The organism is Streptomyces chrestomyceticus JCM 4735, assembly GCF_003865135.1.
In the GTDB taxonomy this organism is placed as follows: Bacteria; Actinomycetota; Actinomycetes; order Streptomycetales; family Streptomycetaceae; genus Streptomyces; species Streptomyces chrestomyceticus.
On the sequence record NZ_BHZC01000001.1, the window covers coordinates 5,285,618 to 5,304,609 of the forward strand.

Consider the following 18,992-nt stretch of genomic DNA (forward strand, 5'->3'; position numbering starts at 1 on the left):
GTGGAAGGCGGCGGATCGCCGTCGTCAGAGCTTGCGCAAGGACAGCCGCTGCACCTTGTGATCGGGCCCCTTGCGCAGCACGAGGTTGGCGCGGCCGCGGGTCGGGGCGACGTTCTGTTCCAGGTTGGGCTTGTTGACGGTGCGCCAGATCATCCGGGCGTAGTCGAGGGCTTCTTCCTCGGAGACCTGGGTGTACTTGCGGAAGTACGAGAACGGGTTCTGGAAGGCGGTCTCGCGCAGCTTGCGGAACCGGCCCAGGTACCAGCGCTCGATGTCCTCCGTGCGGGCGTCCACGTACACCGAGAAGTCGAAGAAGTCGGCGAGGCCGAGGCGGGTGCGTCCGTCCTTGCCGGGGAGGGCGGGCTGCAGGACGTTCAGGCCCTCGACGACCAGGATGTCGGGGCGGTGCACGGTCAGCCGCTCGCCGGGCACGATGTCGTAGATCAGGTGGGAGTACACCGGGGCGCTGACCTCGGCCTTCCCGGACTTCACATCGGCGACGAAGCGGGTCAGGGCGCGGCGGTCGTACGACTCGGGGAAGCCCTTGCGGGACATCAGGCCGCGGCGGTGCAGCTCGGCGTTGGGGAACAGGAAGCCGTCGGTGGTGACCAGTTCGACGCGCGGGTGCTCCGGCCAGCGGGCCAGCAGGGCCTGGAGGAGCCGGGCGGTGGTGGACTTGCCGACCGCCACGCTGCCCGCGACCCCTATGACGAACGGTGTGCCGGGCTGCGCGCCGTGGCCGCCGCCCGCGTCGCCGAGGAAGGTGTTCAGGGCACCGCGCAGGTTGCTGGACGCGCCCACGTACAGGTTGAGGAGCCGGGACAGCGGCAGGTAGACGTCGCGCACCTCGTCCAGGTCGATCACGTCGCCCAGACCGCGCAGCCGCTCGACCTCCTCGGCGGTCAGCGGCAGCGGTGTCTTCTCCCGCAGGGCGCTCCACTCGGCGCGCGTCAGGTCGACGTACGGCGTGCGCTCGGCGCGGCGGCGGTGCTGCGACTCGGTCGGCTCTGTGGTGAGGGGCACGCGCCCATTGTCCGCAGGCGCGGGGGCCGGTTCACCCCGGGGTGGGGTTGTGGCCGCCCGGTCCGGGTGTCGCGCGTACGGGTACGGCGGTGCCGGGCGGCGCGCGGGAGGCGGAGGGTGCGGGTCCGGTGCGCGGCGCCGTTGGCCGGATGGAGCGCGGGGCGGGCACGTACGGCCCCGTAGGCTGCCCTCATGTGCGGAATCGTGGGGTATGCGGGCGGCCGGTCCGCCCTGGACGTCGTGCTCACCGGGCTGAAGCGGCTGGAGTACCGCGGCTACGACTCGGCCGGGGTGGCCGTGCTCGCGGACGGCGGGCTGGCGGCGGCCAAGAAGGCCGGCAAACTCGCCAACCTGGACAAGGAACTGGCCGACCGTCCGCTGCCGGCCGGGACGACCGGGATCGGGCACACCCGGTGGGCCACGCACGGCGCGCCGACCGACACCAACGCCCATCCGCATCTGGACAACGCCGGACGGGTCGCCGTCGTCCACAACGGCATCATCGAGAACTTCGCGGCCCTGCGCGCCGAACTGGCCAAGCGCGGCCACACGCTGGCCTCCGAGACGGACACCGAGGTCGTCGGGCACCTGCTGGCGGAGAACTTCTCCTCCTGCGGGGACCTGGCCGAGGCGATGCGCCAGGTGTGCCGCCGTCTGGAGGGTGCGTTCACGCTGGTCGCGGTGCACGCCGACGCGCCGGACGTGGTGGTGGGCGCGCGCCGCAACTCTCCGCTGGTGGTGGGCATCGGCGAGGACGAGGCGTTCCTGGCGTCGGACGTGGCGGCGTTCATCTCGTACACCCGCGAGGCCGTCGAACTGGGCCAGGACCAGGTCGTGGAGCTGCGCCGGGACGGGGTGACGGTCACCGGCTTCGACGGCACGCCGGGCGAGGTGCGCAAGTACCACGTGGACTGGGACGCGTCGGCCGCCGAGAAGGGCGGCTACGACTACTTCATGCTCAAGGAGATCGCCGAGCAGCCGAAGGCGGTCGCCGACACGCTGCTGGGCCGGGTGGACGAGTCCGGGGTGCTCTCGCTGGACGAGGTCCGCATCGAGGACACGGTGCTGCGCGAGGCCACCAAGGTGGTGATAGTGGCCTGCGGCACGGCCTTCCACGCCGGGATGATCGCCAAGTACGCGATCGAGCACTGGACCCGTATCCCCTGCGAGGTGGAGCTGGCCAGCGAGTTCCGCTACCGCGACCCGATCCTGGACCCGCGCACCCTGGTCGTCGCCATCTCGCAGTCCGGCGAGACGATGGACACCCTGATGGCGGTACGGCACGCCCGTGAGCAGGGCGCGAAGGTGCTCGCGGTGTGCAACACCAACGGCTCGACGATTCCCCGCGAGTCGGACGCGGTGCTCTACACGCACGCCGGGCCCGAGGTCGCGGTCGCCTCGACCAAGGCGTTCCTGACGCAACTGGTGGCCTGCTACCTGCTCGCGCTGTACCTGGGCCAGGTGCGCGGCACCCAGTGGGGCGACGAGATCCGTGCGGTGGTGCGCGAACTGGCCGCGATCGGCACCCAGGTCGAGCAGGTGCTGGGGACGATGGAGCCGGTACGGGAGCTGGCGCGCAGTCTGGCGGAGAAGAACACGGTGCTGTTCCTGGGGAGGCACGTGGGCTACCCCGTCGCCCTGGAGGGCGCGCTGAAGCTGAAGGAACTCGCGTACATGCACGCGGAGGGCTTCGCGGCGGGCGAGCTGAAGCACGGGCCGATCGCGCTGATCGAGGAGGGCGTGCCGGTCGTCGTGGTCGTACCGTCGCCGCGCGGCCGGTCCGTCCTGCACGACAAGATCGTCTCCAACATCCAGGAGATCCGGGCCCGGGGCGCGCTGACCATCGTCATCGCGGAGGACGGGGACGAGACGGTCGTCCCGTACGCGGACCACCTCGTCCGTATCCCGCGCACCCCGACCCTGCTCCAGCCGATGGTCTCCACCGTGCCGCTCCAGGTCTTCGCCTGCGAACTGGCCACGGCCCGCGGCAACGAGGTCGACCAGCCGCGCAACCTCGCCAAGTCGGTGACCGTCGAATGATCGTCGGAGTGGGGATCGACGTCGCCGAGATCGACCGGTTCGCGGCGGCGCTGGAGCGCACCCCGGACATGGCGACCCGGCTGTTCGTCGAACGCGAGCTGACGCTGCCCAGCGGCGAGCGCCGGGGCATCGCCTCGCTCGCCGCGCGGTTCGCGGCCAAGGAGGCGGTGGCCAAGGCGCTGGGGGCGCCGGCCGGGCTGCGCTGGACGGACGCGGAGGTGGCGGTGCTGGAGACCGGGCAGCCGATACTCAAGATCCGCGGCACGGTCGCCCAGCGGGCCGCGGAACTCGGCGTGCGGTCCTGGCACGTGTCGCTCAGTCATGACGCGGGGGTGGCCTCGGCGGTGGTGATCGCGGAGGGGTGAGCGGGGGCGGGGGGTGATGAGGCCGTACGCGTATCCGTACGTGACGCCGTGTCCGTATGCCTTGCCGTATCCGTACGCGCCGCCGCCGGCCGGGCGAGCCGGGAGGAATGCCCGCGCCGTCCGGGGTGAGACTGAGGGCATGAGGACTGCGTACAGCGTGGATGTCGTACGGGCGGCCGAGCGGGACCTGATGGCGCGGCTGCCCGAAGGGGCCCTGATGCAGCGGGCCGCCGCCGGTCTCGCGGTGGCGTGCGCGGAGCTGCTGGGGCGGGTGTACGGATCGCGGGTCGTGCTGCTCGTGGGCAGCGGAGACAACGGCGGCGACGCCCTGTACGCGGGCGCCCGGCTGGCCCGGCGCGGCGCGGGCGTACGCGCCGTCCTGCTGTCCCCGGACCGGGCCCACGCGGGCGGCCTGGCGGCGCTGCGCGCGGCGGGCGGCCAGGTGTCCGGCGACGCCCTCGCCGACATCGAGCGGGCCGACCTCGTCGTGGACGGGATCGTCGGCATCGGCGGCAAGGGCGGGCTGCGGCCGGAGGCGGCCCGGCTGGCCGGCGCGGCGCGGCAGTCCCTGGTCGTCTCCGTCGACCTGCCGAGCGGTGTGGACGCGGACACCGGGGAGGTGGCGGGCGAGGCCGTACGGGCCGACGCGACGGTGACGTTCGGCGCGTACAAGCCGGGGCTGCTCATCGACCCGGCGCGCGAGTACGCGGGCGCGCTGCGGCTGGTGGACATCGGCCTGGAGCTGCCCGGGGAGGCGACGGCCGAGGCGCTCCAGTACGCGGACGTGGCGGAGCTGCTGCCGCGCCCTTCGGCGGAGAGCGACAAGTACCGGCGCGGCGTGGTCGGCGTCGTCGCGGGCTCGGCGCGCTATCCGGGCGCCGCCGTCCTGGCCGTCTCCGGGGCGCTGCGGGGCGGCGCCGGAGCCGTACGGTACGTGGGCCCGGCGGCCGACGCCGTCCTCGCGCAGTTCCCGGAGACCCTGGTGCACGCGGGGCCGCCCTCGAAGGCGGGCCGTGTGCAGTCCTGGGTCATCGGCCCCGGCATCGGCGACGAGGGCGACGCCATGGCGGACGTCCTCGACTCGGACGTCCCCGTCCTGGTGGACGCCGACGGGCTGCGCTTCCTGGATCCCGCGCGGGTACGGGGCCGCGACGCGCCGACCCTGCTCACCCCGCACGCCGGGGAGGCCGCGGCCCTGCTCGGCACCGACCGGGCGGACGTGGAGGCGTCCCGCCTGCGCTCCGTACGGGACCTGGCCGAGCGGTACGGCGCCACGGCCCTCCTGAAGGGCTCCACGACCCTCGTCGCCGACCCGGCGGGCGGCCCGGTGCGCGCCAACCCCACCGGCACGGGCTGGCTCGCCACCGCGGGCAGCGGCGACGTGCTGTCCGGACTGACCGGCTCCCTGCTGGCCACCGGCCTGCCCGCGCGTGAGGCGGCCGCCGTCGGCGCGTACCTGCACGGTCTGGCCGCCCGGCTGGCGGCCACCCCGGACGGCGCGCCGATCCAGGCGACGGACGTGGCCGGGGCGCTGGGGGCGGCGTGGCGGGACGTCAGCCGCCACTGAGGACACCGGGGCGCGGACCCGTACCGCGAGCGACCGCGCGCACCCCCGCGCACCCGCCTCTCCCGGCCCCAACACCCCGTTCTGCGACACTGGGTGGATGAACCATGCAGCCATGCGGGCCCGTGCGGCCGTGGACCTCGACGCGGTGCGCTCCAACGTGCGGGCGCTGCGGGCCCGCGCGCCCCGGGCCGAGCTGATGGCCGTGGTGAAGTCCGACGGGTACGGCCACGGCGCCGTTCCGTGCGCCCGTGCGGCCCGGGAGGCCGGGGCGGCGTGGCTGGGCACCGCGCTCCCCGAGGAGGCGTTCGTGCTGCGCGCCGCGGGGGACACCGGGCGGCTGATGTGCTGGCTGTGGACGCCCGGCGGGCCCTGGCGGCAGGCCGTCGAGCAGGACATCGACGTGTCGGTCAGCGGGATGTGGGCGCTGCACGAGGTGACCGCGGCGGCGCGGGCGTGCGGCCGTACCGCCCGCGTCCAGTTGAAGATCGACACGGGACTGGGGCGCAGCGGCTGCCAGCCCGCCGACTGGCCCGAACTGGTCGCCGCCGCCCGCGCCGCCGAGGCCGAGGGCGCGATACGGGTCACCGGCGTCTGGTCGCACTTCGCCTGCGCCGACGAGCCCGGACACCCCTCCATCGACGCCCAGCTCGCGGTCTTCGCCGACGCCGACGCGGTGGTCCGCCGGGCGGGCCTGGACCCGGAGGTGCGTCACCACGCCAACACCCCGGCGCTGCTCAGCCTCCCGCACGCGCACTTCGACCTGGTACGTGCCGGTATCGGCATCTACGGTGTCTCGCCCAGCCCCGAGATGGGCGTGCCGGAGGACTTCGGGCTGCGGCCCGCGATGACGCTGGAGGCGTCCCTGGCGTCGGTGAAGCACGTGCCCGGCGGCCACGGTGTCTCGTACGGGCACCGCTACACCACGTCCGGCGAGACCACCCTCGCCCTGGTCCCGCTCGGCTACGCCGACGGCATCCCCCGCCATGCGTCGAACTGCGGACCGGTGCTGGTCGCGGGCAAATGGCGGACGGCCGCCGGCACCGTCGCGATGGACCAGTTCGTGGTCGATCTCGGCGGGGACCCGGCCCAGGTGGGGGACGTGGCCGTACTGTTCGGACCGGGGGACCGGGGCGAGCCGACCGTCGAGGACTGGGCGCGTGCGACGGGCACGATCGGGTACGAGATCGTCACGCGGATCGGTACCCGGGTGCCCCGCGTCTATGTCGGCGAGCGCGCGGACACGGGGAGCGGGACATGAGCGACAGGACGGGGGCGGCCGCCGACGCCGCGATCGACGCGGCGGCCGAAGCGGTCACGACGGCCGGAAACTGGAGCCGGGCGGGACGCCACGCGGGCCTCGCGGGCGCCGCGCTCGGCGTGGTCGCCGCGGGCGCCGCGGCGGGCGTGGCCATCGAGCGGCTGACGGTCGGCCGGGGCGTACGGCGCAAGGCACGGCTCGCGCTGGACGCGGCGGGCCCGTACGGCACGCTGCGCGGCACACCGGGCACGGCGGTGGCCGAGGACGGCACGGAGCTGCACTACGAGACCGACGAGCCGGGCGACGGCAAGGGCGCCAAGGGCGGCGCGCGCCGCAAGCGGCTGCTGGGGCTGCTGGGACGCCGCTCCGAAGCCCCCACGGTCGTCTTCAGCCACGGCTACTGCCTGAACCAGGACTCCTGGCACTTCCAGCGCGCGGCCCTGCGCGGCGCGGTGCGCAGCGTCCACTGGGACCAGCGCAGCCACGGCCGCTCGGAGCGCGGCCGGGCCCAGCGCGACGGCACCGAGCCGGTCACCATCGACCTGCTGGGCCGGGACCTGAAGGCGGTGCTGGACGCCGCCGTGCCCGAGGGGCCGATCGTGCTGGTCGGGCACTCCATGGGCGGCATGACGGTGATGGCGCTGGCCGACCAGTACCCGGAGTACGTCGCGGAGCGGGTGGTCGGGGTGGCCCTGATCGGCACCTCGGCGGGCCGGCTCAGCGAGGTCGCCTTCGGGCTGCCGTCGCTGGGCGTCAAGGCGTTCCACCGCTTCGCGCCGGGCGTGCTCAAGGCGCTCGGCGCGCAGAGCGAGCTGGTCGAGAAGGGCCGCCGGGCGACCGCCGACCTCTTCGCCGGGCTGGTCAAGCGGTACTCCTTCGGTACGCCGAAGGAGGTGGACCCGGGGGTGGCGCGGTTCGCCGAGCGGATGATCGAGGCGACCCCGATCGACGTCGTCGCCGAGTTCTTCCCGGCCTTCGCCGTGCACGACAAGACCGAGGCGCTGGCCGCGTTCGACCCCGTACCGGCGCTGGTGCTGGCCGGTGACCGGGACCTGATCACCCCGTCCGACCACAGCGAGGCCATCGCCGGGCTGCTGCCGGGCGCGGAGTCGGTGTGCGAGCCGGGGGCGGGCCACCTGGTGATGCTGGAGCGGCCCGAGGCGGTCACCGGTCATCTGGAGACCCTGATCGAGCGGGCGGCGGCGACGGCGGCGGGCGCCCGGTCGGCGCGGGCGTAGCCGCGCGGCCTGCGGGCCCGGTGGGTCCGGCGGCGCCCGTCCGCCGCGGACGGGTTCGAAATGCCGGTTGTGCGCGCCGTACCATCGGCGCATGAGCGCCACCGAGACGATCGAGCACGTAACCGTCAAGTCACCCCGGCGGATGCAGGAGTTGGGCCGCGCACTGGCCGGGCTGCTGCGCCCCGGGGACCTGGTGCTGCTGACCGGGGAGCTGGGAGCGGGCAAGACGACGCTGACCCGCGGGCTGGGCGAGGGCCTGGGCGTGCGCGGCGCGGTCACCTCGCCGACCTTCGTGATCGCCCGGGTGCACCCGCCGCTGGCCGGCGGGCCGGCCCTGGTGCACGTGGACGCGTACCGGCTCGGCGGCGGCCTGGACGAGATGGAGGACCTGGACCTCGACGTGTCGCTGCCCGAGTCGGTGGTGGTCGTGGAGTGGGGCGACGGCAAGGTCGAGGAGCTGTCCGAGGACCGGCTGCACGTGGTCATCGAGCGCGCCGTCGGCGCGGACGCGCCCGCCGCCCCCGCCGAGGGTGAGGCGCCGGACGAGGACGACGTGCGCGAGGTCACGGTGCGCGGCGTCGGAGCGCGCTGGGCGGACGTGGATCTGACGGTGCTGGCCGGGTCGTAGGGGGTACCCGTACGGTAGTTTCCGACAAGCCGTCGGGAAGATGTTGCGCGCGCGGCGCCGGACGTGGTCACATGGGTGCAGAGAGAGCCGGTTAGGTCTGCCTAACTACGCCCGCTTGCCCAGGAGCCACGGGAGGCATCCATGTCGGCCCACCAGCCCGTCACCGCAGCGGTCCGCAACGGCGCGGCCGAACCGACGCCGACCATGAACGAGCTGCTGGCCGCGTGCGCCGCGGCGAGCGCGGTGTCCACGCCCCCGCAGCCGCCGTCCCGGGGCGAGGCCGCGGAAGACACCGAGAACGCCGGGAACACCGAGGACAACGCGTGTGAGGACACCGGTACGGGTCCGCGCGGCACCGGGACGCACGGGGCGGCAGCCCGCGACGCCGCATAGGGAGGCTCAAGCCCCGCGTCGGCTCACGCCCGGGCCCGGCTCACCCCCCGCCCCGGCGTACGCCGGCGCTCACTTCACCACGACGACCTTCGTCTTGTGCAGCGCGAAGTCCCACATCGCCGTGCCGTCCGCACGCGACTCCCGGATACCGCCGGTCTTCTTCGTCGCCCCCGGATCCGGCATCGAGCCGTCGACCGCCGCGCTGAACCCGACCACCACACCGTCGGCCATGGCGAAACGCACCACGTGCTCGACCGGCACCCCGTCGGAGCCGGTGAGCTTCAGCGTCCGGCCGCTGACCTTGTACGTGCCCGGGGCCGGGCTGACGGTGCTCGGCGTGACCTCGTACGTCCGCTTCACCTTGCCGTCCGCCGTGACCAGCCACACCCGCCGCGCGCCCAGCGCGTAGACGACCCGCTCGCCCTCGCCCGAGTCGGCCGGCACCGGCACCTCGGCCTTCTGCCGGTCCGCGCCGTCCTTGCCCTTGCCCGGGGCCGGGCTCGCGGTCGACGACGGCTTCTTGTCCGGGGTGGTGTGGTCGGGGGCCGAGGCGGACGCCTGATAGGCCAGGAAACCGACGGCGGCGAGCGCAACCGTGGTCAGAGCGGTGACGATCGAGCTGCTCTTTGCGGACACCGCCGTGCCACCTTTCGTACGCGCGTGACTACGGGTGACGGTAGCACCCGGCGAGGCACCCGCGACCGCGCCGTAGTCTTGGAGGCGTGCTGCTGCTTGCTCTGGACACCGCAACCCCCGCCGTCACCGTCGCCGTCCACGACGGCTCCCGCGTCCTCGCCGAGGAACGCCAGGTCGACGCCCGCCGGCACGGCGAACTGCTGCTGCCCGCCGTCGACCGGGTGCTCGCCGAGGCCGGCGTGAAACTCGGCGCGGTCAGCGACATCGTCGTCGGCGTCGGCCCCGGCCCGTACACCGGACTGCGGGTCGGGCTCGTCACCGCGGCGACCTTCGCGGCCGCCCTCGACGTGCCGGTCCACGGCCTGTGCACCCTGGACGGCATCGCGTACGCCGCCGGGCTCGACGAGCCGTTCCTGGTGGCGACCGACGCCCGCCGCAAGGAGGTCTACTGGGCGCGCTACGCCGACGCCCGCACGCGGCTCACCGAGCCCGCCGTGGACCGCCCCGCGGACATCGCCGACGAGGCCGGCGCGCTGCCGTCGGTGGGCGCGGGCGCGCTGCTGTACGCGGACACCTTCACCGGCGTACGGGACGGCGGCCCGGAGCACCAGTCCGCGGGCGCGCTCGCGGCGCTGGCCGCCGAGAAGCTCGCGCGCGGCGAGGAACTGCTGCCCCCGCAGCCGCTGTACCTGCGCCGCCCCGACGCGCAGGTGCCCGCCAACTACAAGGTGGTCACCCCGAAGTGACCGCGCGGACCGCCTCCGGGGACGGCGCGCGCGACGGCGCCGTACTCCGCGAGATGCGCTGGTGGGACATCGCGCCGGCCCTGGACCTGGAGCGCGAGCTGTTCCCCGAGGACGCCTGGTCGGCGGGCATGTTCTGGTCGGAGCTGGCGCACGCGCGCGGCCCGGCCGCCAACCGCCGCTACCTCGTCGCCGAACAGGACGGCCGCCTGGTCGGCTACGGCGGCCTGGCCGCCGTCGACGGCACCGGCGACATCCAGACCATCGCCACCGCCCGCGACCAGTGGGGCTCCGGCCTCGGCTCCCGGCTGCTGACCGAGCTGCTGTCCGCCGCCACCGCCTTCGAATGCGCCGAGGTGCTGCTCGAAGTCCGCGTCGACAACACGCGGGCGCAGCGCCTGTACGAACGGTTCGGCTTCGAGCCGATCGGATTCCGGCGCGGCTACTACCAGCCGGGCAACGTGGACGCCCTCGTCATGCGCCGTACCACCGAGTCCCCCTCCGAATCCCCGGCCGATTCCGCCCCCGGACCGTCCGGCGAAACCTCCACCCCACCTTCCCCCGCACAAGGAACCCAGGCCCATGGCTGACGAACCGCTCGTCCTCGGCATCGAGACCTCCTGCGACGAGACCGGCGTCGGCATCGTGCGCGGCCACACGCTCCTCGCGGACGCCGTCGCCTCCAGCGTCGACGAGCACGCCCGCTTCGGCGGCGTCGTCCCGGAGGTGGCCTCGCGCGCGCACCTGGAGGCGATGGTCCCCACCATCCAGCGCGCCCTGAAGGAGGCCGGCGTCGCCGCGTCCGACCTCGACGGCATCGCGGTCACCGCCGGGCCCGGCCTGGCCGGCGCCCTCCTCGTCGGCGTCTCGGCCGCCAAGGCGTACGCGTACGCCCTCGGCAAGCCGCTGTACGGCGTCAACCACCTCGCCTCGCACATCTGCGTCGACCAGCTCGAACACGGCGCCCTGCCCGAGCCGACGATGGCCCTGCTGGTCTCCGGCGGCCACTCCTCGCTCCTGCTGGCCCCCGACATCACCTCCGACGTACGCCCCCTCGGCTCGACCATCGACGACGCGGCGGGCGAGGCGTTCGACAAGGTCGCCCGCGTACTGAACCTCGGTTTCCCCGGCGGCCCGGTCATCGACCGCTACGCCCGCGAGGGCGACCCGGAGGCGATCCGCTTCCCGCGCGGCCTGACCGGCTCCCGCGACCCGATCTACGACTTCTCCTTCTCCGGCCTCAAGACGGCCGTCGCCCGCTGGATCGAGGCGAAGCGCGCCGCGGGCGAGGAGGTCCCGGTCGCGGACGTCGCGGCGTCCTTCCAGGAAGCGGTCGTCGACGTCCTGACCCGCAAGGCGGTCCGCGCCTGCAAGGACAACGGCGTCGACCACCTGATGATCGGCGGCGGCGTCGCCGCCAACTCCCGTCTCCGCGCACTGGCCCAGCACCGCTGCGAGAAGGCGGGCATCACCCTGCGCGTCCCCCGCCCCAAACTCTGCACCGACAACGGCGCCATGGTCGCCGCCCTCGGCGCCGAAATGGTCGCCCGCAACCGCCCCGCCTCCGCCTGGGACCTCCCGGCCGACTCGTCCCTCCCGGTGACGGAGCCGCATGTACCGGCGCCGGACCATGACCACGAGAGCCACGGCCACCCGCACGGCCATGGTCACGACCACGACCACTTCCATGAGCTGAGCAAGGACAACCTGTACTCGTAGGGGAGAGGGCGGATGGCCTCGATCACGCTGTCGCACGACGCCGTGGCGGAGGTCACGCCCGCCGCTCTGCCCGCCTTCACCCGTGAGCTGTCCTGGGCCGCCGACAGCGCTCTTCAGGGAGGGGACTTCCTCTCGTTGCGGTGCTTCGCGGTGCAGTGGACCGTCCACGTACACATCCAGCGTGATCGCGAGACGGCCGCCCGGTACCGGGAACTGGAGGACCGGGCGGTGGCCTCCGGCGACCCCGACGAGGCCCGCGGCGCGGTGGCCGAACTCGGCCGCATCCTGGACGCCGCGCATGCTGCCGTGGCGCACGGCGAAGTGCCCTGATCCCGGCGCCCAAGACCCCGAAAGGCGCCGCCGCGCAATCCTGCCCTGCCCACGCGTGACACCACGTCATACCCTGGACTGGAAAAAGTGCAGGTATACAGGGGGGCGGCAGGCCGTGAACTGGATCTGGTGGGTGTTCGCGTTCTTCATGGCGGGGGTTTCGCCAAGGTCGCGGACGTCGGGCGGAAGGCGATGAGTACGCGGCACGCGCGCAAGATGGAGCGGCTGGAGGGTGCGCGGCAGGAGCGGCTGGAGCTGGAGGCGGCGCAGCGGCCGCCGGAGGCGGTGTGCGGGTGTACGCACCATCTCGCCAAGCACGACAAGCAGGGCAGGTGTCATGAGGCGGTCCAGGTGCCGACGGCCTGGGACGCGGAGAAGAAGCCGGTCGCGTACGAGCCGGGGCAGTGCACCTGCCAGCAGTACGTCGGCCCGCAGCCCCTCTCGCAGGTGTTCGCGGAGGAGCTGACGGACCGGGCGTAGGCGGCCTCGCCTCAGGAGGACGGCGCCGTGCGGCCCAGCAGCATCGTGGGCGCCCCGGCCACCCGTGTCAGGAACACCACGCAGGAGTTCGGCCCCGACAGCTTGAGCTTTTTGCGCAGTTCGTCGGGCTCTACGGCCGAACCCCGCTTCTTGATCACGGCGATCCCGACGCCGCGCTCGCGCAGCAGCGCCTTCAGCTTCTTGACGTTGAAGGGCAGCGTGTCGGTGATCTCGTAGGCCGTGGCGTACGGGGTCGGGCGGTGCTCGTCGGCCGTGATGTAGGCGATGGTCGGGTCGAGCAGGCGGCCGTCCACCTGCTGGGCGACCTCCGCGACCAGGTGCGCGCGGATGACCGCGCCGTCCGGTTCGTACAGCCAGCGGCCGACCGGGCCCGGCTCGGGGTCGGGCAGGCCGGTGCCCAGCAGGAAGTCACCGGCGGGCAGGAGCGTGGCGCGGCGCGCGCCGGGCGCGGTGCCGAACCACAGGACGGCTTCCTTCACGTCGCCGCCGTCGGAGATCCACTCCGCCTCCGCCTCGTCGGGGATGATCTCGTGTGGAATGCCCGGCGCGATCTTGAGGGCCGCGTGCGGCGCCGTACGGGCGGCCTGGACGGCCCAGGACAGCGGCGGTGAGTACGCCTCCGGGTCGAAGATCCGCCCGCCGCGTCCGCCCCGGCCGCCGCGCCGCGCCGGGTCGACGAAGACCGCGTCGTACGCCGAGGTGTCCACCTCGGTGACATCGGCGCAGCGCACCTCGATCCGGTCGGCCAGCCCCAGCGCCTCCGCGTTGGCACGGGCCGCCGCGCAGGTCAGCGGGTCGCGGTCGACGGCCAGGACGTGGATGCCGGCGCGCGCCAGGGCGATGGCGTCGCCGCCGATGCCGGAGCACAGGTCGGCGAGCGAGCGGACGCCGAGGGCGGCGAGGCGGGTGGCGCGGTGGGCGGCGACCGTGCTGCGGGTGGACTGTTCGACGCCGTTGGGCGTGAAGTACATGCGCGCGGCGTCCGCCCCGAACTTGGCCGCGGCCCGCTGCCGCAGCCGCGCCTGGCCCAGCGCGGCGGAGACCAGCGGCGCCGGGTGGTCGCGCCGCAGCCGGGTCGCGGTCGCCAGTTCGTCGGCGGGGTCGTGGTCGCGCAGTTCGGCCAGCAGGGCCTGGCCTTCGGGCGTGTGCAGCGCGGAGAAGGAGTCGAGGTCGTTCGCCTGGTTCACCCGGTCCATTGTGGGCCAGCGCGCGCGGCGCGGAGCGGCGGGGCGAGGTCGTGGAGGGCCGGAGTCAGCCGTGTGCGCGGCGGGCGCGACGGCCGTGGCCCGGCGGGCGTCCGCTGTCCCGGGGCGTGACCGGGGCGGGCAGGGCGGCCTGGACCACGCGGGGGGTGGCCTGGGTGGCGTCCAGGTCCACCGCGGCGCGGGCGGCGCGCCGTCCACGCCGCCCGCGCCGTCCGCCCGGCTCTCCTATCGGCTCGCGGCGGCGCTGCGCGCTGTCGCTGATGCGTATGAGCAGCGCGACCATGACCCAGTTCGCGACGAGCGAGGACCCGCCCTTGGCCAGGAAGGGCAGTGCCTTGCCGGTGAGGGGTATCAGCCCGGTGACGCCGCCCGCGACGACGAAGACCTGGAGCAGCAGCGAGCTGGCCAGGCCGACCGCCAGCAGCTTGCCGAAGGGGTCGCGGGCGAGGAGGCCGACGCGCAGGCCGCGCTGGGCGAGCAGGACGTACAGGAGCAGGACGACCATCACCCCGGCGAGGCCCAGTTCCTCGCCGACGGTGGTGAGGATGAAGTCGCTGTTGCCCGCGAAGCCGATCAGTTCGGGATGCCCCTGCCCCAGGCCCGTACCGCTGATGCCGCCGCTGCCGAAGCTGAACAGCGCCTGTGCGGCCTGCTCGGACTGCAGGCCCGGCGGCCGCTCCTTGGCGGGCAGGAAGATGTCCATGGGATGCAGCCAGGCCATGACCCGGCCCTTGACGTGCGGTTCGACGGAACCGACGACGGCGGCGCCGATCACCGCCATGGCCAGGCCGCACAGCACCCAACTGGTGCGTTCGGTGGCCATGTAGAGGGTGATCACGAAGAGGCCGAAGAAGATCAGCGACGTACCGAGGTCGCGTTCGAAGACCAGCACCAGGAGGCTGATGACCCAGATGGTGAAGATCGGCCCGAGCTGGCGTCCCGGCGGGAGCTGGACGCCCATGACGCGGCGGCCGGAGAGCGCGAGCGCGTCGCGGTTGAGCGTCAGGTAGCCCGCGAAGAACACCGCGATCATGATCTTCACGAACTCGCCGGGCTGCAGCGACAGCGGCCCCACGAAGATCCACCGCTTGGCGCCGAACGTGTCGCCGGGGAAGAAAGCCGGAGCCATCAGCAGCACCAGCGCGACGGCCATCGTCAGATAGATGTACCGCTGGAGGAAGCGGTGGTCGCGCAGCAGCATCAGCACGGCCGTACAGACCGCCACCCCGATCACCGTCCACACGAGCTGCCCGCCCGCCGCCGGGGTCATGTGCAGGCTGGGTTTGGCCGCGTACGTGATGTCGAGGCGGTTCAGCAGCACCAGGCCGATGCCGGACAGCAGCGTGGCGAGCGGCAGGATCAGCGGGTCGGCGCGCGGCGCGAAGCGGCGCACGACCAGGTGCGGGACGAGCGCCATGAAGAAGACGGCGGCGCTGAAGCCGGGCAGCCCGGCGGGCAGCCGGCCGTTCATCGACAGGCCGGTGTACGTGTAGCCGAAGACCGTGATCAGTACGGCGAAGGCGAGCAGCCACATCTCCGTACGCCGCCGGTTCGGGGCCTGGGCGAGCGCGGCGAACGTCATGGTGCGCTCGGCGTCGCTCTCCGGCGCCCCGAGGGGCCGGGGCGAGCTCGTCAGTCCACGCACGGGATGCCTCCGCCGTCCATCATGGGAGCCGACTGCCCGGAACGTTCCGCTCCGGAGCCGGACTCCACCGTCGATGAGGAAGACGAGGGCGACGGTTGCAGGGTTCCCCCAGGTGAACGGGGTGCGGCGGACCCGCCTTCGGGCGCGTCGCCGCTGGTCGGAGCGGCCGAACCGGCGTCCTCCGGCCTGGTTTCGCGGGCGACGAGCCGCCGTATCTTGTCCGGATCCACCCGGTTCACGTCCTCACCGTGATGCTTGGCGAAGCCCTCCACGGGCAGCGTGGTGAAGCGTACATTCCCACCCGAAAGGTTCTTCGCCTGCCGCAGGAACGCCAACAGGTCCCAGCCCTCGTCGATCACCAGGTCCTGCTTCGCGACCTCCGTCAGCTTCAGCAGCCGCAGCGGATCGGCGAAGGTGCCGGCCGAGTTCAGCTTGTGCGTGGCGGAGGCGAGGAACGCCTGCTGGCGGCGCGTACGGTCCAGATCGCCCGCGGGCAGACCGTGCCGCTGCCGTACGAACGCCAGCGACTGCGGCCCGTCGAGCGTCTGCCGTCCGGCCGGGAAGTCGGCACCCGAGTACCGGTCCTTGACGGCGTGCTTCAGACACACCGGTACGCCGTCGAGGGCGTCCGCGATGTGCAGGAATCCCACCAGGTTCACCTCGGCGAAGTGATCGACCGGCACACCGAGGAAGGCCCGCACCGTCGCGATCTGCGCCCGGCGGCCGGCCTCCCGCCCCTCGTGCTCCAGCCGTTCGTGATCGGTGACGCCCCGCCGCGCCAGCCGCTCCTCGGCCTCGGCCTTGGCCAGCCCGTACGCCTTCTTGATCTTGTCCTTGCCGTGCCCCGGGATGTCCACGAGATCATCGCGCGGTACGGAGAACGCGGTGGCCCGCCCCCCACCGGCAGGCACATGCAGCAGCATCAGCGTATTGGTGTTGTAACCGCCGATGTCGGACGAGGCGCCCGCGTGCAGCTTCTCCAGCACGTCCTTCGGCAGGTCGTTCCCGTCCTGGTCCTTACGGCTGTCCAGCCCCATCAGCAGGATGTTGACCGCCCCGCCGGACGATCTGGGCGCCCCGTCGCCGAGCGCCCGCGACGAGCCGATCCGCGCGGCGAGATCGCGGTAGAGGTACCAGCCCGCGCCCGCCGTGCCCAGCAGGAGCACGGCCACGCACAGGGCCAGCCTGCGCAACACGACACGACGCCGGGACCGGCGCCGGCGCCCTCGCGGGCGGGCGGACTCCGGAGCGGTGGGCCTGCGACGGTGCTTCATCCGAACAGGCTGACGGCCCGCCGCTGAAGGAAGCCTGAAGGTCCTGAAGAACCCCTCAGGAGTGGCGCCCGACGCCGGCGGCGCCTTCGACGGCCGGTACGGGCAGTACCACCACAAACCGCGCACCGGCCCGCCCGTCCTCCCGCCCCCGCACGGTCAGCTCCCCGCCGTGCGCGCGGGCGATCCCCCGGGCGATGGCCAGCCCCAGCCCCGTACCGCCGGTCTCCCGGCCACGCGCCGCGTCGAGCCGGGCGAACCGCTCGAAAACCTTCCCCCGGTCCGCCTCCGGAACCCCAGGCCCGTCATCCACCACTTCCAGCACGGCCTGCCCCGCCCCCGGATCCCCCCACGCCACAAGCCGCACCTCGGACGCCGCATACCGCAGCGCGTTGTCGACCAGATTGGTCAGCAGACGCTCCAGTTGCGCCGGATCACCCCGCACCGGAACGGGCTCACCGGCCTCGACGACCAGCCGCGGCCCACCGCCGCCCGGACGGCGCGCGGCCTCCTCCGCCGCCAGCAGCGCCAGATCCACCGGCTCCGCGCCACGCGGGGCATGCGCGTCGAGCCGGGCGAGAAGCAGCAGGTCAGCGGCGATCCGCTGCAGCCGCTCGGTGTCCCGCAGCGCCGCGCGTACGGACTCCTCATGCTCGCCGCCACAGCCGCCACCCCTGCCCGCGAGCGCCACCTCCAGCCGGGACCGCACCGCCGCGATCGGATTGCGCAACTCGTGCGACGCGTCCGCGACGAACTGGCGCTGCCGGGTGACGGCCTGCTCCAGCCGGTCCAGGGTGGCATTGACCGTACGGGCCATCAGCGCGATCTCGTCACCGCCCGCCGGATCCGGCACCCGCCGGTCCAGCTCGCTCTCGCTGACGGCGGCCAGCTCGGTCCTGATGGCCGTGACCGGACGCAGCGCCAGCCCCGTCACCGCCCACGCGATGGCGGCGGCCAGCGCGATCAGCGGCGGGGCGCTGGCCAGCAGGGCCACGCCGATGGCGTGGGTCGCGTCGTCCACGTCCGAGAGCACGGTCACGGCGTACACGTACCGCTCCTGCCCGCTGCCGCCGGGCGGCGACGCCCGGACGACCACCACGTCCGCGCGCGCACCGCCGGCCGCCGCGGCGGGGGAGCCGGTCAGCACGCGGTCGGCGGAGTCCTGCCCCGGGGAGGGACGCAAGCCCCGCAGTTCGGCGGCGAGCGGATCAGCGGTACGGAGACTGGTGGCGACGACCCGGCCCGTCGCGTCCAGAACCAGCACCAGATCCACACCGTCGGCGGGCGAAGGCAGCACGTCCGGCAGGGCACCCGTGTCCGCCTGCGCGGCGACCTTACGGGCGGCCACTTCCGTACGACTGGTGGTGTTGTCCAGAAGGTTCGCCCGCAACAACGCGTACAGCCAACCACCCCCCACGGCCAGCACGAGACCCATCGCGAGCGCCGCGGCCGCGGCGGTGCGGCCGCGCATGGACGCGGGCCTGGTCCGGAACCGGACCCGACGGCGGTTTTCAGCCGTCATCGGGCGCCATCCGGTACCCCGTCCCGTGCACGGTACGGATGGAATGGCGTCCGAACGGCACGTCCACCTTCTTGCGCAACGACGAGACGTACACCTCGACGATGTTGGGATCCACGTCGGCCGGCGAGTCCCACACCTCGTCGAGGATGTCCCGCTTGGCGACCGCCTGCCCCTCGCCCGCCATGAGACAGCGCAGCACGCCCAGTTCCCGCGCGGTCAGCTCGATCTCGGTGTCACCTCGACGACAACGCCGGGCCTCGGCATCCAGCGTGAGATCACCACTCTGCAAGGTGCGCGGACGCTCGGCAGCCCGCCCACGCCGGGTGAGCGCACGCAACCGGGCGAGCAGCACGACGAACGAGAACGGTTTCGTCAGGTAATCGTCGGCGCCCGCGTCCAGCCCCTCGGCCACGTCGTACTCGCCGTCCTTGGCGGTCAGCATCAGCACCGGCGTCCAGTCGTCGCGGCGCCGCAGCCGCCCACAGATCTCGTACCCACTGGGCCCCGGCAGCATCACATCCAGCACGATCGCGTCATAGGCCCCCGCCAACGCCAGCTCCAGCCCCCGATGCCCGTCCCGGGCCACATCCACCCAGTGCCCCTCAGCAGCCAGCCCCCGCCGCAAGGAGTCGGCGAGCCCCTCTTCGTCCTCCACGACCAGTATGTGCATGGACTCATTGTCATGGTTCAGGTGTATTCCTGGGGGAGGAGCTGGTGGGTGCGCGTCGGGCGCGATGAGCCCCGGTGGGGGTGCGCGTCTTGCGCGATGGGTCCGGTGGTGGGGGGCTCGGGGTCCCTCCGGGGTCACTCCTCGGCACCGTGGACCGCAACGTACCTTGATTAGGCAACGCAGAGGCCCGGCTGCCTGCGGGGAGACCCCTGCGGGACCCGAGCCCTGGCCGTCGAGC

The 18,992-nt window shown here is 73.6% G+C and carries 18 protein-coding genes and 1 pseudogene; 12 read left to right on the top strand and 7 right to left on the bottom strand.

Annotated elements, in window-relative coordinates:
- Nucleotides 1–24 precede the first annotated feature (24 nt).
- Entirely contained in the window at nt 25–1,023 is a 999-nt protein-coding gene (gene coaA / locus EJG53_RS22900) for a type I pantothenate kinase (RefSeq protein ID WP_125046336.1), read from the bottom strand.
- A gap of 192 nt (nt 1,024–1,215) precedes the next feature.
- Between coaA and glmS the strand changes: the two genes are divergently transcribed.
- From glmS to EJG53_RS22935, 7 genes are all read left to right on the top strand, one after another.
- Nucleotides 1,216–3,063 carry a glutamine--fructose-6-phosphate transaminase (isomerizing) gene (gene glmS / locus EJG53_RS22905; RefSeq protein WP_125046337.1) on the top strand — a complete coding sequence of 616 codons (1,848 nt, stop codon included), beginning with the start codon at nt 1,216–1,218 and terminating at the stop codon, nt 3,061–3,063.
- Nucleotides 3,060–3,428: a holo-ACP synthase gene (locus EJG53_RS22910; protein WP_125046338.1), complete on the top strand. Its 369-nt coding sequence runs from the start codon at nt 3,060–3,062 to the stop codon at nt 3,426–3,428. Before glmS ends, EJG53_RS22910 begins: the two co-directional genes overlap by 4 nt.
- A gap of 139 nt (nt 3,429–3,567) precedes the next feature.
- Nucleotides 3,568–4,995, top strand: coding sequence for an NAD(P)H-hydrate dehydratase (locus EJG53_RS22915; protein WP_125046339.1), 1,428 nt, complete (start codon nt 3,568–3,570; stop codon nt 4,993–4,995).
- A gap of 97 nt (nt 4,996–5,092) precedes the next feature.
- Nucleotides 5,093–6,253, top strand: a complete 1,161-nt coding sequence (alr, locus tag EJG53_RS22920; RefSeq protein ID WP_125046340.1) for an alanine racemase — start codon at nt 5,093–5,095, stop codon at nt 6,251–6,253.
- Nucleotides 6,250–7,491: an alpha/beta fold hydrolase gene (locus EJG53_RS22925; protein ID WP_125046341.1), complete on the top strand. Its 1,242-nt coding sequence runs from the start codon at nt 6,250–6,252 to the stop codon at nt 7,489–7,491. Before alr ends, EJG53_RS22925 begins: the two co-directional genes overlap by 4 nt.
- A 91-nt stretch (nt 7,492–7,582) precedes the next feature.
- On the top strand, nt 7,583–8,119 hold the full coding sequence (gene tsaE, locus EJG53_RS22930) for a tRNA (adenosine(37)-N6)-threonylcarbamoyltransferase complex ATPase subunit type 1 TsaE (protein WP_031003086.1): 537 nt from the start codon (nt 7,583–7,585) through the stop codon (nt 8,117–8,119).
- Between the two features lie 141 nt (nt 8,120–8,260).
- Nucleotides 8,261–8,512, top strand: a complete 252-nt coding sequence (locus tag EJG53_RS22935) for a hypothetical protein (RefSeq protein WP_125046342.1) — start codon at nt 8,261–8,263, stop codon at nt 8,510–8,512.
- 69 nt (nt 8,513–8,581) lie between these two features.
- Here EJG53_RS22935 and EJG53_RS22940 read toward each other — a convergent pair whose 3' ends face one another.
- Nucleotides 8,582–9,148, bottom strand: a complete 567-nt coding sequence (locus EJG53_RS22940) for a hypothetical protein (RefSeq protein ID WP_125046343.1) — start codon at nt 9,146–9,148, stop codon at nt 8,582–8,584.
- Between the two features lie 86 nt (nt 9,149–9,234).
- On the opposite strand from EJG53_RS22940, the gene tsaB reads away from it, so the two are divergent.
- From tsaB to EJG53_RS22965, 5 genes and pseudogenes are all read left to right on the top strand, one after another.
- Nucleotides 9,235–9,894, top strand: coding sequence for a tRNA (adenosine(37)-N6)-threonylcarbamoyltransferase complex dimerization subunit type 1 TsaB (gene tsaB / locus EJG53_RS22945; protein WP_031003090.1), 660 nt, complete (start codon nt 9,235–9,237; stop codon nt 9,892–9,894).
- A 53-nt stretch (nt 9,895–9,947) separates the two neighbouring features.
- Nucleotides 9,948–10,481, top strand: coding sequence for a ribosomal protein S18-alanine N-acetyltransferase (rimI, locus tag EJG53_RS22950; RefSeq protein ID WP_244955656.1), 534 nt, complete (start codon nt 9,948–9,950; stop codon nt 10,479–10,481).
- Nucleotides 10,474–11,610, top strand: coding sequence for a tRNA (adenosine(37)-N6)-threonylcarbamoyltransferase complex transferase subunit TsaD (gene tsaD, locus EJG53_RS22955; RefSeq protein WP_125046345.1), 1,137 nt, complete (start codon nt 10,474–10,476; stop codon nt 11,608–11,610). Before rimI ends, tsaD begins: the two co-directional genes overlap by 8 nt.
- A gap of 12 nt (nt 11,611–11,622) precedes the next feature.
- Nucleotides 11,623–11,940: a hypothetical protein gene (locus EJG53_RS22960; protein ID WP_125046346.1), complete on the top strand. Its 318-nt coding sequence runs from the start codon at nt 11,623–11,625 to the stop codon at nt 11,938–11,940.
- 115 nt (nt 11,941–12,055) lie between these two features.
- A pseudogene (locus tag EJG53_RS22965) lies at nt 12,056–12,420 on the top strand (hypothetical protein).
- Nucleotides 12,421–12,431: 11 nt separating this feature from the next.
- Here EJG53_RS22965 and EJG53_RS22970 read toward each other — a convergent pair.
- From EJG53_RS22970 to EJG53_RS22990, 5 genes are all read right to left on the bottom strand, one after another.
- On the bottom strand, nt 12,432–13,637 hold the full coding sequence (locus tag EJG53_RS22970; protein WP_125046347.1) for a class I SAM-dependent methyltransferase: 1,206 nt from the start codon (nt 13,635–13,637) through the stop codon (nt 12,432–12,434).
- Nucleotides 13,638–13,692: 55 nt separating this feature from the next.
- Complete coding sequence (locus EJG53_RS22975) at nt 13,693–15,228, bottom strand: FtsW/RodA/SpoVE family cell cycle protein (RefSeq protein WP_125049530.1); 1,536 nt, start codon at nt 15,226–15,228, stop codon at nt 13,693–13,695.
- A gap of 50 nt (nt 15,229–15,278) precedes the next feature.
- The gene (locus EJG53_RS22980; protein ID WP_125046348.1) at nt 15,279–16,487 is read right to left on the bottom strand and encodes an LCP family protein; all 1,209 of its coding nucleotides are present in this window, start codon (nt 16,485–16,487) and stop codon (nt 15,279–15,281) included.
- Nucleotides 16,488–16,620: 133 nt separating this feature from the next.
- Nucleotides 16,621–18,033 carry a sensor histidine kinase gene (locus EJG53_RS22985; protein WP_125046349.1) on the bottom strand — a complete coding sequence of 471 codons (1,413 nt, stop codon included), beginning with the start codon at nt 18,031–18,033 and terminating at the stop codon, nt 16,621–16,623.
- 40 nt (nt 18,034–18,073) lie between these two features.
- Complete coding sequence (locus tag EJG53_RS22990; protein WP_125046350.1) at nt 18,074–18,754, bottom strand: response regulator transcription factor; 681 nt, start codon at nt 18,752–18,754, stop codon at nt 18,074–18,076.
- Nucleotides 18,755–18,992: the final 238 nt, after the last annotated feature.

Bases quoted from the DNA above. Each gene is read 5' to 3' on its own strand.
- EJG53_RS22935 (WP_125046342.1), top strand. From the start codon at position 8,261: ATGTCGGCCCACCAGCCCGTCACCGCAGCGGTCCGCAACGGCGCGGCC.
- EJG53_RS22910 (WP_125046338.1), top strand. From the start codon at position 3,060: ATGATCGTCGGAGTGGGGATCGACGTCGCCGAGATCGACCGGTTCGCG.
- EJG53_RS22925 (WP_125046341.1), top strand. From the start codon at position 6,250: ATGAGCGACAGGACGGGGGCGGCCGCCGACGCCGCGATCGACGCGGCG.
- glmS (WP_125046337.1), top strand. From the start codon at position 1,216: ATGTGCGGAATCGTGGGGTATGCGGGCGGCCGGTCCGCCCTGGACGTC.
- EJG53_RS22990 (WP_125046350.1), bottom strand. From the start codon at position 18,754: ATGCACATACTGGTCGTGGAGGACGAAGAGGGGCTCGCCGACTCCTTG.
- tsaD (WP_125046345.1), top strand. From the start codon at position 10,474: ATGGCTGACGAACCGCTCGTCCTCGGCATCGAGACCTCCTGCGACGAG.
- tsaE (WP_031003086.1), top strand. From the start codon at position 7,583: ATGAGCGCCACCGAGACGATCGAGCACGTAACCGTCAAGTCACCCCGG.
- EJG53_RS22960 (WP_125046346.1), top strand. From the start codon at position 11,623: ATGGCCTCGATCACGCTGTCGCACGACGCCGTGGCGGAGGTCACGCCC.
- rimI (WP_244955656.1), top strand. From the start codon at position 9,948: ATGCGCTGGTGGGACATCGCGCCGGCCCTGGACCTGGAGCGCGAGCTG.
- EJG53_RS22915 (WP_125046339.1), top strand. From the start codon at position 3,568: ATGAGGACTGCGTACAGCGTGGATGTCGTACGGGCGGCCGAGCGGGAC.
- EJG53_RS22975 (WP_125049530.1), bottom strand. From the start codon at position 15,228: ATGACGTTCGCCGCGCTCGCCCAGGCCCCGAACCGGCGGCGTACGGAG.
- EJG53_RS22985 (WP_125046349.1), bottom strand. From the start codon at position 18,033: ATGCGCGGCCGCACCGCCGCGGCCGCGGCGCTCGCGATGGGTCTCGTG.
- alr (WP_125046340.1), top strand. From the start codon at position 5,093: ATGAACCATGCAGCCATGCGGGCCCGTGCGGCCGTGGACCTCGACGCG.
- EJG53_RS22970 (WP_125046347.1), bottom strand. From the start codon at position 13,637: ATGGACCGGGTGAACCAGGCGAACGACCTCGACTCCTTCTCCGCGCTG.